The organism is Neisseria sp. HMSC061B04 (genome assembly GCF_001836705.1).
In the GTDB taxonomy this organism is placed as follows: Bacteria; Pseudomonadota; Gammaproteobacteria; order Burkholderiales; family Neisseriaceae; genus Neisseria.
The window spans coordinates 30,825-44,461 of record NZ_KV830173.1; the positions used below are offsets into that span (position 1 = coordinate 30,825).

The 13,637-nt window shown below is 51.3% G+C and carries 11 protein-coding genes; 4 read left to right on the forward strand and 7 right to left on the reverse strand.

The window, feature by feature from the left end:
* Positions 1 to 180: 180 nt before the first annotated feature.
* Both HMPREF2661_RS01040 and pdxH read right to left on the reverse strand, forming a co-directional pair.
* A complete protein-coding gene (locus HMPREF2661_RS01040) occupies positions 181 to 1,239 on the reverse strand; it encodes a pseudouridine synthase (protein ID WP_070822117.1) in 1,059 nt (352 codons plus the stop codon).
* Positions 1,240 to 1,398: 159 nt separating this feature from the next.
* Complete coding sequence (pdxH, locus tag HMPREF2661_RS01045; protein WP_070822118.1) at positions 1,399 to 2,031, reverse strand: pyridoxamine 5'-phosphate oxidase; 633 nt, start codon at positions 2,029 to 2,031, stop codon at positions 1,399 to 1,401.
* Positions 2,032 to 2,141: 110 nt separating this feature from the next.
* On the opposite strand from pdxH, the gene dut reads away from it, so the two are divergent.
* From dut to guaA, 3 genes are all read left to right on the forward strand, one after another.
* Positions 2,142 to 2,594, forward strand: a complete 453-nt coding sequence (gene dut, locus HMPREF2661_RS01050; RefSeq protein ID WP_003680707.1) for a dUTP diphosphatase — start codon at positions 2,142 to 2,144, stop codon at positions 2,592 to 2,594.
* 186 nt (positions 2,595 to 2,780) lie between these two features.
* The gene (locus HMPREF2661_RS01055; RefSeq protein WP_070822119.1) at positions 2,781 to 3,107 is read left to right on the forward strand and encodes a hypothetical protein; all 327 of its coding nucleotides are present in this window, start codon (positions 2,781 to 2,783) and stop codon (positions 3,105 to 3,107) included.
* Positions 3,108 to 3,255: 148 nt separating this feature from the next.
* Complete coding sequence (gene guaA, locus HMPREF2661_RS01060) at positions 3,256 to 4,821, forward strand: glutamine-hydrolyzing GMP synthase (RefSeq protein ID WP_070822120.1); 1,566 nt, start codon at positions 3,256 to 3,258, stop codon at positions 4,819 to 4,821.
* Positions 4,822 to 4,932: 111 nt separating this feature from the next.
* Here guaA and HMPREF2661_RS01065 read toward each other — a convergent pair whose 3' ends face one another.
* Positions 4,933 to 5,805 (reverse strand): pirin family protein, encoded by an 873-nt coding sequence (locus tag HMPREF2661_RS01065; RefSeq protein ID WP_070822121.1) that lies wholly within the window; start codon positions 5,803 to 5,805, stop codon positions 4,933 to 4,935.
* Positions 5,806 to 5,938: 133 nt separating this feature from the next.
* On the opposite strand from HMPREF2661_RS01065, the gene HMPREF2661_RS01070 reads away from it, so the two are divergent.
* Positions 5,939 to 6,289 (forward strand): winged helix-turn-helix transcriptional regulator, encoded by a 351-nt coding sequence (locus tag HMPREF2661_RS01070; protein WP_070822122.1) that lies wholly within the window; start codon positions 5,939 to 5,941, stop codon positions 6,287 to 6,289.
* A 113-nt stretch (positions 6,290 to 6,402) separates the two neighbouring features.
* On the opposite strand, the gene gloB is transcribed toward HMPREF2661_RS01070, so the two are convergent.
* The 4 genes from gloB to purL form a co-directional block, all read right to left on the reverse strand.
* Complete coding sequence (gene gloB / locus HMPREF2661_RS01075; protein ID WP_070822123.1) at positions 6,403 to 7,152, reverse strand: hydroxyacylglutathione hydrolase; 750 nt, start codon at positions 7,150 to 7,152, stop codon at positions 6,403 to 6,405.
* A 23-nt stretch (positions 7,153 to 7,175) separates the two neighbouring features.
* Complete coding sequence (locus tag HMPREF2661_RS01080; protein WP_070822124.1) at positions 7,176 to 8,261, reverse strand: hypothetical protein; 1,086 nt, start codon at positions 8,259 to 8,261, stop codon at positions 7,176 to 7,178.
* A gap of 183 nt (positions 8,262 to 8,444) precedes the next feature.
* A complete protein-coding gene (locus tag HMPREF2661_RS11720; protein WP_084824293.1) occupies positions 8,445 to 9,230 on the reverse strand; it encodes an HNH endonuclease in 786 nt (261 codons plus the stop codon).
* 296 nt (positions 9,231 to 9,526) lie between these two features.
* Positions 9,527 to 13,453, reverse strand: coding sequence for a phosphoribosylformylglycinamidine synthase (gene purL / locus HMPREF2661_RS01090; RefSeq protein ID WP_070822125.1), 3,927 nt, complete (start codon positions 13,451 to 13,453; stop codon positions 9,527 to 9,529).
* Positions 13,454 to 13,637 lie beyond the last annotated feature (184 nt).

Below are 13,637 nucleotides of genomic sequence, written 5' to 3' on the forward strand. Positions count from 1 at the left end.
GCCTTGTCCTGATTTAAATTTAATCCACTATAATGTGTGAAGAGTGGGTTAAGTTTAAATCAGGACAAGGCGGAGCAACGCGGTACTGGTCTAAACTTAACCCACTATGTTTATGACTTGGGCAAGATTTTGTCGGGCTGAGACGATTTTGTAAAGGTCTCAGCCCTGATTTATCTTACATTAACTTTTCTTCCGGCGACGTTCGCCCGGCAGCAGCATGTCCGCCCATTTGATGATGTTGGCGACTTCGGCGGGGTTGAGTTCGTAGAACTGTCCGCGTTTGAGGCGGTTGGGCAGGCCGATGGGGCCGAAGCCGACGCGCACGAGGCGGCTGACGGTGAGGCCTTGGCTTTCGAATATGCGGCGCACTTCGCGGTTGCGGCCTTCTTTAATCACGACGTTGTACCATTTGTTCGCGCCTTCGCCGCCTTGTTCGTAGATGCGTTCGACTTTTGCCAAGCCGTCTTCGAGCATCACGCCTTCTTCGGTGAGGCTGCGCATTTGTTCGGTGGTCAGCCCGCCCAGTACGCGCACGGCGTATTCGCGTTCGACTTCGAAGCTGGGGTGGGCGAAACGTTGGACGAGTTCGCCGGAGGTGGTCAGGATGAGCAGGCCGCTGGTGTTGATGTCCAAGCGTCCGATGGCGACCCAGCGGCTGCTGGCGGCCTGCGGCAGGCGGTCGAAGATGCTGACGCGGCCTTGCGGGTCGTCGCGGGAAACGATTTCGCCTTCTTGTTTATAATACAGGATGATACGCGGCAGGCGGTCCGCCCATTTGAGTTTGATGATGCTGCCTTTGACGGTAACGTGGTCGTCGGGGGTGACTTTGTCGCCCAGTTGCGCGGTTTTGCCGTTGACCGTTACCCAGCCGTTGTTAATCCATTCTTCCATTTCGCGGCGTGAGCCGACGCCGGACGCGGCAAGCACTTTTTGCAGGCGTTCGGGTTCCATGCGCGACAAGTCGCTGCGGCGTTCTTTCAAATCGCGCGCGTGTTCCATGATTTTTTGGTTGGGATTGCGGACGACGAGTTTTCTGGCTTTGGCGGCACGTTGTTTTGGCGCGGTATTTTGAGCTTTAGGGCCGTCTGAAACTTTTTGGCCGTAAGGTTTGCCTGATGTTTTGCGTTCGTCGTCTGGACGTTTTTTATTGGCAAAGGATTTGGCCGGTTTGGAAGGTTTCTTGGCGGCAGATGATACGCCGTCGCGCCATTGGCGTTTGCTGGAAGGCTGTTTGGACATGATTTTTCCTAACTCGCTTGAAAAAGCGGTTCTTCTGCGGCAGTTGCGGCAGGGGTTGGATTGGGGGAAAAGGCCGTCTGAAAATCAGATTCAGACGGCCTGCCGATGAAAGGCTGTATTGTAACTCAACCAGTAATTTTTTGTTTGAAAATCCGAAAATTATGGCGAAAGGCGTTCGCGTATCCAGTTGCCGTCAACCAGGCGGTATTGAATGCGGTCATGCAGGCGGCTGGGGCGGCCTTGCCAGAATTCGATGCGGTCGGGAATAACGAGGTATCCGCCCCAATGCGGCGGGCGGGGAACATGCAGGGGATGTTTGACACCGACGGCTGCGGCTTTGGCCACCAAAACGGCTTTGCTGGAAATCACTTCGCTTTGTTCGCTTGCCCATGCGCCGATACGGCTGGTGTAGGGGCGGCTTTCAAAATATTCGTCCGAAGCGTCGTCGTCGAGTTTTTCGATGCGTCCTTCAATGCGCACTTGGCGCTCGAGTTCCGGCCAGAAAAAAGTCATGGCGGCAAAAGGGTGTGCCGTATAGGAGCGGCCTTTGCGGCTGTGGTAATTGGTAAAGAAAACAAAGCCTTTGGGGTTGACTTCTTTCAGTAGTACCATGCGGCTGTTGGGCCTGCCGTCTTCGCCTACGGCGGCAACGTTGACCGCGGTCGGCTCATTGACTTCGGCGTGAATCGCTTCGTTCAGCCATTGCTCGAATTGGACAATCGGGTCAGCATGGCATTCGGCTTCCGATAACTCGCGTTTGCTGTAGTCTTCGCGGATATTGTGTAAATCCATGATTTTCTCCTTTGGTTTGACTGAATCATACTCCGTTTTTTCAGACGGCCTCAAGGGCATTTGTGTATAATCGTAGCCCTTTCCAATATAGAACAATACGGAGTCCTGTCATGCAAACTGAAGTCGAACTGAAAATCTTAAATCCAAAAATGGCCGATTCCCTGCCTGCTTATGCAACGCCTGGTTCTGCCGGTTTGGACTTGCGTGCCTGCCTGGATGAAGCCGTTGTGTTGCAGCCGGGTGATGTGTATCTCGTGCCGACCGGTTTGGCGGTGCATTTGGCCAACCCTGCGTATGCAGCCGTTTTGTTGCCGCGTTCCGGTTTGGGTCATAAACACGGTATTGTTTTGGGTAATTTGGTCGGTTTGATTGACTCGGATTATCAAGGCGAATTAAAGGTTTCTTTGTGGAACCGTGGTAAAGAAGCGTTTACCATCGAGCCGATGGAGCGTATCGCGCAAATGGTGATTGTGCCGGTTGTCCAAGCTGCGTTTAAGGTTGTGGACGAGTTTGCCGCCAGCGAGCGCGGTGAAGGCGGATTCGGCAGCACCGGCAAAGCCTGATGATTTGAAAGGCCGTCTGGAGCAGGATAAATTGAAATATTTGATTTCGGTTTGCCGTTGTTCAGACGGCCTTTTTGTTGTGCCAACCTTTGCATAATTACACACAAGATTGCATTTTTATATCTTGTCTGTATGATCGGCGCACCCAATAATACAGGCCGTCTGAAACCTTTACGGAGCGTTGTTATGTCCCGTCCTTCACTTTTTCTGCCTTTATTTTTGATTATCTTTGGCGCAGTTTGGTTTTTACGCGCCACGGATATTTTGCCTGCGACATCGACAATGATTGCCGGCGCATTAATTATTTTGGGCATTGCCGTGTTGATTATGGACGGCATCAACAAACAGTCCATCGTTTCCGGCCCGATGCTGGTTTATATCGGTACAGCCATTTATCTGCACATGAGCTACTGGATTTACCTCTCGCCGTTATTGGCCATCGGCATGGTGGTGTTGGGTTGTCTGCTGTTGCTCTCGCGCAGTGATATGATTCCTGAGAAACACGCAAAATAGAAAGATGAGAGATTTGGGTTTTGCCCTATAAAGGCCGTCTGAACAATGGTATAATCCGCCGATTCAGATGGCCTTTTTTATTGTGGTTTAAATTTGAAATTTACCCTCCCGGCCGCACCGTTTTCTTACATTTTGCAAAGTTTCAGCCATGACCCAAGACAAAATCCTCATCCTCGACTTCGGCTCGCAAGTTACCCAGCTGATCGCCCGCCGCGTGCGCGAAGCCCACGTTTACTGCGAACTGCATTCTTTCGACATGCCTCTGGACGAAATCAAAGCCTTCAATCCGAAAGGCATCATCCTCTCCGGCGGTCCCAATTCCGTTTACGAATCCGATTATCAAGCCGATACCGGTATTTTTGATTTAGGCATTCCAGTTTTGGGCATCTGCTACGGTATGCAATTTATGGCGCACCACTTGGGCGGCGAAGTTAGCCCGGGCAACCAACGCGAATTCGGTTATGCGCAAGTGAAAACCATCGACAGCGAGCTGACACGCGGCATTCAAGATGATGCGCCTAATACGCTCGACGTTTGGATGAGCCATGGCGATAAAGTTTCCAAACTGCCTACCGGCTTCTCTGTTATCGGCGACACCCCGTCTTGCCCGATTGCCATGATGGAAAACGCTGAGAAACAATTCTACGGCATCCAATTCCACCCTGAAGTGACCCACACCAAACAAGGCCGCGCGCTGTTGAACCGCTTTGTCTTGGATATTTGCAGCGCACAACCCAGCTGGACCATGCCGAACTACATCGAAGAAGCCGTTGCCAAAATCCGCGAACAAGTCGGCAACGACGAAGTGATTTTGGGTTTGTCCGGCGGCGTGGACTCTTCCGTAGCGGCCGCGCTGATTCACCGTGCCATCGGCGACCAACTGACCTGCGTGTTTGTTGACCACGGTCTGTTGCGCCTGAACGAAGGCAAAATGGTGATGGATATGTTTGCCCGCAACTTGGGCGTACGCGTGATTCACGTTGATGCCGAAGAGCAGTTTTTGGCGAAACTTGCCGGTGTGACCGATCCGGAGAAAAAACGCAAAATCATCGGTGCGGAATTTATCGAAGTCTTTGACGCTGAAGAGAAAAAACTCACCAACGCTAAATGGTTGGCGCAAGGTACGATTTACCCTGACGTAATCGAATCCGCAGGCGCGAAAACCAAAAAAGCCCACGCCATCAAATCGCATCACAACGTCGGCGGCCTGCCCGAAAACATGAAGCTCAAATTGCTTGAGCCGTTGCGCGACTTGTTCAAAGACGAAGTACGCGAATTGGGTGTCGCTTTGGGCTTGCCACGCGAAATGGTGTACCGTCATCCGTTCCCAGGCCCGGGTTTGGGCGTGCGTATCTTGGGCGAAGTGAAAAAAGAATATGCCGACTTGCTCCGTCAAGCAGACGATATTTTCATTCAAGAATTGCGCAACACCACCGACGAAAACGGCACATCTTGGTACGACCTGACCAGCCAAGCCTTTGCCGTATTCCTGCCTGTGAAATCCGTCGGCGTAATGGGCGACGGCCGTACTTACGACTACGTCGTAGCCTTGCGTGCCGTGATTACCAGCGACTTTATGACTGCGCACTGGGCAGAGCTGCCATACTCGCTGCTTGGCCGCGTGTCCAACCGCATCATCAACGAAGTCAAAGGCATTAACCGCGTGGTTTATGATGTCAGCGGCAAACCGCCTGCCACGATTGAGTGGGAATAATCCCTAAATAATAAAGGCCGTCTGAACGGATATTGTTCAGACGGCCTTTTTGCACGGATGAGCTTGGTTAACGCATACAATGAAATCAATCAGCAAGTTTAAGCAAATGCCTTAATCAATACGGCCGAATTTGCCGCTTTTGAAATCGCTGATGGCTTGTCGGATTTCTTCGGCAGTATTCATCACAAATGGGCCGTAGCCGACTACGGGTTCATCAATCGGAACGCCGGAAAGCAGCAAGATTTTGGCTTCTTCGCTACCGGCTTTCGCGCGAACTTTACCGCCGGTTTGCTCAAAATTGACCAATTCTCCGGCTGTCGCCTGTTCTTTGCCATTAAACGTCACCGCTCCGCGCAGGACAACCATAGACAGATTGTGATTGTCGGGTACTGCCAATTCGGCTTCTTTATCGGCATGAAGCACAATATCCCAAACATTCATTTCGGTGAACGTGTCCGCCGCGCCTTTTACGCCGTCATGTTCGCCTGCAATCAGACGTAAGTAGCCGGCTTCGTCTGGAAATTCGACGACGGGAATATTCGCTTTGGCAAGATGTTGATAGCGTGGCGGAGTATTTTTGTCTTTGGCGGGCAGGTTGACCCAAAGTTGGACCATTTCAAACAGTCCGCCTTTTTTGCTGAAGTTTTCAGAGTGGAATTCTTCATGAATAATGCCTGAACCCGCGGTCATCCATTGCACGTCGCCTTCGTAAATAATGCCACCTCCGCCGCTGGAGTCGCGGTGTGCTACTTCGCCGTGGTAGGCGATGGTAACGGTTTCAAAGCCTTTGTGCGGATGCTGTCCGACACCGCGCGGACCGTGCGTTTCGTTGGGTGCAAATTCATACGGTGCGGCATAGTCCAACATCAGGAATGGATTGGTGCCACGGTCGTCAGCCATGTGGGAGAACAAAGGTTGCACGAGGAATCCATTGCCTACCCAGCGTTGGCTGTCGGCTCGGTAGATTTGTTTGATGTTGCGCATGATAAAGTTCCTTCTTTTTATGGCCATCTGAAGTCTTTCAGATGGCCTTTTGTTACAGAGTGCTTGTATTATAGGGGGTACAAACTTTGTAACAAGTACGCACATTTTTTATACTGTGGTTTGGAGATTTTGTATGTCGGAAACAGAACACGCACACGGCTCTTGCTGTCCGGTTGTCAATACTTTGGATATTATCGGTGGCAAGTGGAAGGTATTGATTTTATATTATTTAAATGAAGAAACCCGACGTTTCAATGAATTGCAGCGTTTGCTTGCGGGTATTACCCAGCGGATGTTGACGCTGCAGCTGCGCGAATTGGAAAACGACGGTATCGTTCATCGGGAAGTGTATCCGCAGGTGCCGCCGAAGGTAGAATATTCGTTGACTGAGTTTGGACGGACGCTGATGCCTGTGATCGAAGCCATGCACCGTTGGGGCGAGCAATATGCTGCGGAATGTGTGAAACATAAAAAGCAGCCGTAGGCTTATGCTTTTATGGTTATGATATTGATGAAGGCTTTAAGGCCGTCTGAACAGGCGTGATTCATGGTTTCACGCTTATTCAGACGGCCTTATTCTTTGGGGACTAAGCCCAATCAAAATTGATTTTTCAATTCACGCAAAGCGGCGAAGACTTCGAGTTCGCTGTTTAATTTTCGTCCGCTCAATTCTTCGGCGCGTGCCTGAACTTGGGGCAGGTCTGCGCGGAAAAACGGATTGACTTTGCGTTCGTGCGCTAGGCTGACAGGCAGTGTCGGCGTGTGTTCGGCTGCGGCCAAGGCCGTCTGAATATCGGCGTTGTCCGGCTCGATATGCTGGGCAAAGCGCAGGTTGGAGGCGGTATATTCGTGCGCCGGATAAAACAGCGTTTCTTCGGGCAGTTGGTTGAATCGGTGGAAGCTGTCGTAAAGTTGCTCGATTGTGCCGGTAAATACGCGGCCGCAACCGGCGGAGAACAAGGTATCGCCGCAGAAAACATGCAGGCCGTCTGAATTTTCCAGCAGATAGCTGATGTGGCGGTCGGTATGGCCGGGGGTTGCCCAAACGGTAACCAAGCCTTCGCCAAACGGGAACTGCGTGCCTGCTGTGACGGTATGCGTCGCCACGTCGATGTCGCTTTCGCCATAGATTGGGGATTCTAAGAAGCCGTTGTGCAGCGCTTTCGCGCCGCCGATATGGTCATGATGGGGATGGGTAATCCATGTTTGCGCCAGCATCAAGTGGTTGTGAACAAGGAATTTTAAGACCGGCGTGGCATCGGACGGATCAACGCAGACGACATGGTTGCCTTCTTGAATCATCCAGATGTAGTTGTCGTTTAGGGCTTGGATTGGTGTGATTTTCATATGCTTTCTTCTGGTTTGGGGTTTCAGACGGCCTCTAAATAATCTTTGATATTCGGGCTTTGGCCGAACACGGCTTCATGGGCTTGCTGGATGCTCAGTCGGTTGAACAGCAATCTTTGGGTTTGGTCGCCGTCGATAATCCGCACTTGGCCTTGCAGTTTGGGCGCGTCGTGATGAAAGGTGTTTTTAAACGCGTACCAACGGTCGGTTTGCAGATGGACGATGGCAAACATATCGTGCGAAATATTGACGCCGACGCTCAATAGCTTGGCCGAGGCTTGCAGGCAGAAACTGCTGTCGCCAAACAGGCACAGCCCCGTGTTTTCCGGATAGCGGAACAATTCGATTTTCACGGCTTCAGGTTCGGCAAAGATGTTGCAAAACAGCCGTTCAAACAACGACGGCTGCGCCACGCCTTCGCTCAACATACCGTAAAGCCCGCCCAGCCAATCGACATAGCCGAGAAAAGTGAAACGGTAGTCCTGCATAATGGCTTCAATGCGCTTGGGGTCGCGTTTGCTGATCAAGCGGACAAATTCAAAACCGACTTCCGGCAGCCGCGCCCGAAGTGTTTGGTGCAGGCGGTGGGCAAACAGGTTTTTATGGTTGTGCGGATTGCGCAGAATACCGAGGAATTTCAGCCGCAATATCCGCCACAAGGCATCCGGTACTTTGACGGTGTCAGCATTTGCCGTAGGTGTTTTCAGACGGCCTGCAGGTAAGGTGCACAGGTGGTTGCAGGCCTCTTCGTAGCCGCTTTCATGACGGTTGAACCAGCTTTCCAGATTGTATTGGTTGGCAGAGTCTTCGACAAAGGTCAGTGTATAGAGGTTTTTCGCCGCCAAATTGCCGATGATGTTAACGCTTATCGCTTCGCTGCGGTTTTGTTCTTTGCCGCGGGCTTTTTCGCCAGTGTGGAACATGGACAAGGGCAGCTTGTAAACATTCTGATTCTGCGGGCTGACCTGCGGATTATGCGCGTGCTGCCGTTGCTCGGTTTGGGCGACGAAGTGGTGTTCCTTAGTCGGATTCGCGGTCAACAGGGCGTAAGGCTTTTCGCCGCATTCGGGAAATTCGCAATCACTGAGGATAAAGGCTTGTCGAGTCATAATGTCGGGAAAGGCCGTCTGAATATGTCGATTATAGTTTAAAAGTGGGAATTATACAGAAGGACGGCGACGGGTTTGGTTTTTATACGCAAAAGGACGCAAAAGGTCGTCTGAAAACAGATAGAGCGGGGTTCGCTAAATCGTTTTCAGACGACCTTAAGTCAACGGACTGTTCAACACTATTTATTCTTCTTTTTGGAAAACATGGTTGCGGTGATACTCGAAATATTTTTCGCTTTCAGGTTCGATTTTTAATTGCATATCGGGAAAAGTTCCAAGCCGCTTTTGATTTTCCAGATCGATTTTTGGACTGATTTTTATCGTACCGTCGGTCTCAAACGTAATCAGACCGCTATCGAATAATGCGTCGATATTGGGTGCGAGCATCAGACCGTTGAAGGGATCTAACCGCTCTTTATCGTTGCACTTACTCCAAGGTTTAATATGGCTGGCGATGAGTAAAGGCTGGATATCTAGACCTGTTAGCGGACAGCTCGGATACAGTTCGAGTAGTTTTTGCCGGAATCTGCCTTGCCCTTGACGAGCTTTTATTAAGGTTTCGATTTCGGTTCGCTTTTCTGGTTCAATTTCGGATGCTAATTGTTCTTTGAGTTTACTGAGATCTTGTTCCAAAGATTGGGTTGAGTTTATTTGAAAATTTGTTGGTTTGTATAATTCAAATATTCCTCCTTTTTTCCACCATAAAAAGTCTTGGTGCATTGATTCGTGATAATGCTTCCTTGAGTTTGAATTGACACTAAGTACATGCAAAGAAGCATGTGTATCATCATTATAGTCAGGAGTAATCTGCCATTGGTTTTTTAGTTCTTCAATCTGTTCATCTACATCTTTTACCTTAAATTGTGTTTTGCCCATATCATGCAGATGTAAGACGATTCTTTTTATAATTTCTATTGTCCCATCAATATGTTCCCCATTGATCCGTGCGGAATATTTTGTTTTCGCCATTAAGTCTTCCTATCAAAGTTAAGTTTTCTAATTTAATTATTTGGGGTAATGCATTGATTTTCCTATGACCGTCATTCCCGCGTAGGCGGGAATCCAGAAGCTTGAATTTACAGTAGTCTTTGAGTATTTCTGAAATGCAGGGGGCTGGATTTCCGCCTGCGCGGGAATGACGGCGGTTGGTTCGGTATTATACGCAAAAGAACATATAAAGGTCGTCTGAAAACAGATATAGCAGAATCCGCTAAATCGTTTTCAGACGACCTTTTCTTTAAAGCCGAATCAAATCAGCCTGCCGGTTAACCCAAAGCCTTCCTTGCTCCGGCGAAGAGGCGGTACCAGCCGGAGAGTTCCGTCCAGTCTTCCGGTTTCCAGCTCATTTGCGCGGCGCGGTACACGCGTTCGGGGTGGGGCATCATGATGGTGACGCGGCCGTCGGCGTTGGTCACACCGGCGATGCCTTGCGGTGAGCCGTTGGGGTTGAGCGGGTAGGTTTGGGTGACTTGGTTTTGACCGTCCACATATTGCAGCGCAATGCCCAAATCGGTGGAAATATTGCCGCCGTGAAGCGCGAAGTCGGCGCGGCCTTCGCCGTGGCTGACCACGACGGGCAGGCTGGAGCCTTGCATTTCGTTCAGAATCAGGGAGGCTGATTTGGGGACATGAACCATGCTCAGGCGCGCTTCAAACTGTTCGCTTAAGTTGCGTTTGAATTTAGGCCATGCCTCTGCGCCCGGGATAATCTCGGCGAGGTTGCTGACCATTTGGCAGCCGTTGCACACGCCCAGTGTCAGCGTGTTCGGGTCGGCGAAGAAGGCGGCAAATTGGTCACGCAGAGCAGGGTGGAACAGGATGGATTTCGCCCAGCCTTCGCCCGCACCGAGTACGTCGCCGTAGCTGAAGCCGCCGCACGCCGCCAGCATTTTGAAGTCGGCAAGGTGGACGCGGCCTGCCATCAGGTCGGACATATGCACGTCGTAGGCATCGAATCCGGCGCGGGTAAAGGCGGCGGCCATTTCGATTTGTCCGTTTACGCCCTGTTCGCGCAGAATGGCGATTTTGGGTTTCGCGCCGCTGTTGACGAAAGGCGCGGCGATGTCTTCGTTCACGTCGAACTTCACGTCGGCAAACAATGCGCTGCGGTCGTTGTCGTCAATCAGGGCAAACTCACTGTCGGCGCAGGCAGGGTTGTCGCGCAGACGTTGAATGGCGTGGCTGGTTTCCTGCCATGCGCGTTGCAGGTCGGTAAGGGATTGATTGAAAATTTCTTCTCCTGCATTGATGACCATATGGCCGCTGTCGGCAAACTCTCCCAAATAGTGCAGCGTGAGATTCAGTTTCTCGCACAAATTGAAAATATATTCGTGGTCGGCAGCGTGAACAGCAATAACGGCTCCTAATTCTTCGTTAAACAGGGTAGTTAGGACAAATTTTTGCCATTCTTGAGACGAGTAATACTCGTTTTGAACGTTAATTTTTTTACTTACCATTGTCAGCAGGTCGAGATTCATGCCACGGCGAGAAGCAAATGCCATTTCTGCCAGAGTCACAAACAAACCGCCGTCGCTGCGGTCGTGGTAGGCCAGCAACTTATCTTCTTGAACGAGTTGCTGAATTAACTGATAAAACGCTTTCAGATGGCCTGCATCAATATCAGGTGCTTCGCCGCCGCTTCGGTTATACACTTGAGCCAGTGCAGACCCACCCATACGGCACTTGTTGTTGCCTAAGTCAATCATCAGCAGAATAGTGAATGAATTGGCATTGTCTTTTAATACGGGCGTAACGGTTTTGCGTACGTCTTGAACTGGCGCGAACGCGGAGATAATCAGGCTCAACGGCGAGACGACAGATTTTTTCTCTTCGCCGTCCTGCCACACGGTTTTCATTGACAGGCTGTCTTTGCCTACGGGGATGCTCAGATCCAATGCCTGACAGGCTTGGGAGACGGCTTCGACGGTGCGGTAGAGTTTTTCGTCTTCGCCTTCGTTGCCACACGCCGCCATCCAGTTGGCGGAGAGCTTGATGTTGCCGATGTCGCCGATATTGACCGCCGCGATGTTGGTGATGGCTTCGCCGACGCACATTCTGCCCGAGGCAGGTGCGTCAAACAGGGCGACGGTCGGTTTTTCGCCCATAGACATTGCTTCGCCGCGATAGGTGTTGAAGCCCATCATGGTAACGGCGCAGTCGGCTACGGGGGTTTGGTATTTGCCGACCATTTGGTCGCGGTGGGTCATGCCGCCGACGCTGCGGTCGCCGATGGTAATCAGGAAGTTTTTGGCGGCTACGGTAGGCAGGCGCAAAACGCGGTAGGCGGCTTCGGTAATGTCGATATCGCCGGCGTTAAATGGTTTTTCAGACGGCGTAACTGTTTTGTCGGTACGCGTGGTTTTGGGCGGTTTGCCGAGTAAAACGTTCAACGGCAAATCGACGGGATTGTTGGAGAACAAATCGTCGCGCACTTTCAAATGACCGTCGTCGGTTGCCGTGCCGACAACGGCAAACGGGCAGCGTTCGCGTTCGCAGATGGCGCGGAAGGTGTCCAAATCTTTTTCCAAAATCGACAACACATAACGCTCTTGCGATTCGTTGCACCAGATTTGCAGCGGGTTGAGGCCGTGTTCTTCCAGCGGCACTTCGCGCAACTTGAATACCGCGCCGCGTCCGGCATCGTTGACGAGTTCGGGGAAGGCGTTGGACAGACCGCCCGCACCGACGTCGTGGATGGAGATAATCGGGTTTTTGTCGCCAAGCTGCCAGCAGCGGTCGATCACTTCTTGCGCACGGCGTTCGATTTCAGGGTTGCCGCGTTGTACGGAGTTGAAGTCCAAAGACGCGTCGTTTGTTCCGGTATTCATCGAAGAAGCCGCGCCGCCGCCCAAGCCGATGAGCATGCCCGGGCCGCCCAGTTGGATCAGCAAGGCGCCTTCGGGGATTTCGTCTTTGTGTGTTTGTTGTGCCTGAATGCTGCCCAAACCGCCGGCAATCATAATCGGTTTGTGATAGCCGCGAACCTGACCGTCAAATTTTTCTTCAAAAGTGCGGAAGTAGCCCAAGAGGTTCGGGCGGCCGAATTCGTTGTTGAACGCTGCGCCACCGATCGGGCCTTCGATCATGATGTCTAAAGGGGAAGCAATATGGCCGGGTTTGCCGTAGGCTTGTTCCCAAGGCTGCTCCAGGCCCGGGATATTCAGGTTGGAGACGGTAAATCCGGTCAAGCCCGCTTTCGGACGCGAACCTTTGCCTGTTGCGCCTTCATCACGGATTTCGCCGCCCGCACCCGTTGCCGCGCCCGCAAACGGAGCGATGGCGGTCGGGTGGTTGTGCGTTTCCACTTTCATGATGATATGCGTGTCTTCTTCGTGGAAACGATAGCCTTGGTTTTCCGCCGCATTCGGATAGAAACGCTCGATTTTCGCGCCTTCGATCACGGACGAATTGTCTTTATAGGCAACGACCGTGCCTTCGGGATGCGCGTTGTGCGTGTCACGAATCATGCCGAAAAGCGATTTTGGTTGTTTTTCGCCATTGAGGATGAAGTCGGCGTTGAAGATTTTGTGGCGGCAGTGTTCGCTGTTTGCCTGAGCGAACATCATCAATTCAACATCGGACGGATTGCGGTTTAAAGCCTGATAGTTTTCAACCAGATAATCGATTTCGTCGGCTGAAAGCGCCAAGCCCATTTCGGTATTGGCTTTGACCAAAGCCTCTTTACCGCCGCCCAAAACATCTACGCTGGAGAAGGTTTCCGATTGGATGTGGTGGAACAGTTGCGCCGCTGCATCGATGTCAGTCAACACGCTTTCGGTCATGCGGTCGTGCAACAGGGCTGCCCATTGTTGTTTTTGCCCGTCGGTAAGCGCACCTTCCAACCATACGGCCATGCCGCGTTCAATACGCTCAATGCCTTCCAGACCGCAGTTTTCGGCGATATTGGTTGCTTTGGAAGCCCAAGGCGAAATGGTGCCCAAACGGGGCGTTACCAAAAATAAATGCAAGCCCTCGCGCGCTTTGGGCGTTTGTTCAACGCTTTGCGCCGCCAGTAAGGCTTGCAGTTTTTCGACTGTCGCGGCATCAAGTGCTTTTTCGCTACCGACAAAATACCAAAATTCGCTGCTTAATTTGACTTCGGGCAGGCCGAGTGCGGCTGCTTTTTGAAAGAGTTTTTCAACACGGAAATCGGAAAGGGCGGTTACACCGCGCAAGGGCAGAACAACAGACATGGATTCAGCTCACAAAATGCAGTTGGGGAATCCATTATTATACCTGAAAAATGCAATTTTGCTTGTGAATTTATACTTGAAATGTTGACAATTTTTACTTGTGAACAGAAGACGGAAGAAGCCGTCTTTCCGTCCTTTTGTTTATTTTATATCTGATTATTCAGCTATTTTTATTTATTTTTGA

What these genes read in the sequence shown, in the direction of transcription:
- HMPREF2661_RS01040 (WP_070822117.1), bottom strand. Translation starts at nt 1,239, where the DNA reads ATGTCCAAACAGCCTTCCAGCAAACGCCAATGGCGCGACGGCGTATCA.
- pdxH (WP_070822118.1), bottom strand. Translation starts at nt 2,031, where the DNA reads ATGGATTTACACAATATCCGCGAAGACTACAGCAAACGCGAGTTATCG.
- dut (WP_003680707.1), top strand. Translation starts at nt 2,142, where the DNA reads ATGCAAACTGAAGTCGAACTGAAAATCTTAAATCCAAAAATGGCCGAT.
- HMPREF2661_RS01055 (WP_070822119.1), top strand. Translation starts at nt 2,781, where the DNA reads ATGTCCCGTCCTTCACTTTTTCTGCCTTTATTTTTGATTATCTTTGGC.
- guaA (WP_070822120.1), top strand. Translation starts at nt 3,256, where the DNA reads ATGACCCAAGACAAAATCCTCATCCTCGACTTCGGCTCGCAAGTTACC.
- HMPREF2661_RS01065 (WP_070822121.1), bottom strand. Translation starts at nt 5,805, where the DNA reads ATGCGCAACATCAAACAAATCTACCGAGCCGACAGCCAACGCTGGGTA.
- HMPREF2661_RS01070 (WP_070822122.1), top strand. Translation starts at nt 5,939, where the DNA reads ATGTCGGAAACAGAACACGCACACGGCTCTTGCTGTCCGGTTGTCAAT.
- gloB (WP_070822123.1), bottom strand. Translation starts at nt 7,152, where the DNA reads ATGAAAATCACACCAATCCAAGCCCTAAACGACAACTACATCTGGATG.
- HMPREF2661_RS01080 (WP_070822124.1), bottom strand. Translation starts at nt 8,261, where the DNA reads ATGACTCGACAAGCCTTTATCCTCAGTGATTGCGAATTTCCCGAATGC.
- HMPREF2661_RS11720 (WP_084824293.1), bottom strand. Translation starts at nt 9,230, where the DNA reads ATGGCGAAAACAAAATATTCCGCACGGATCAATGGGGAACATATTGAT.
- purL (WP_070822125.1), bottom strand. Translation starts at nt 13,453, where the DNA reads ATGTCTGTTGTTCTGCCCTTGCGCGGTGTAACCGCCCTTTCCGATTTC.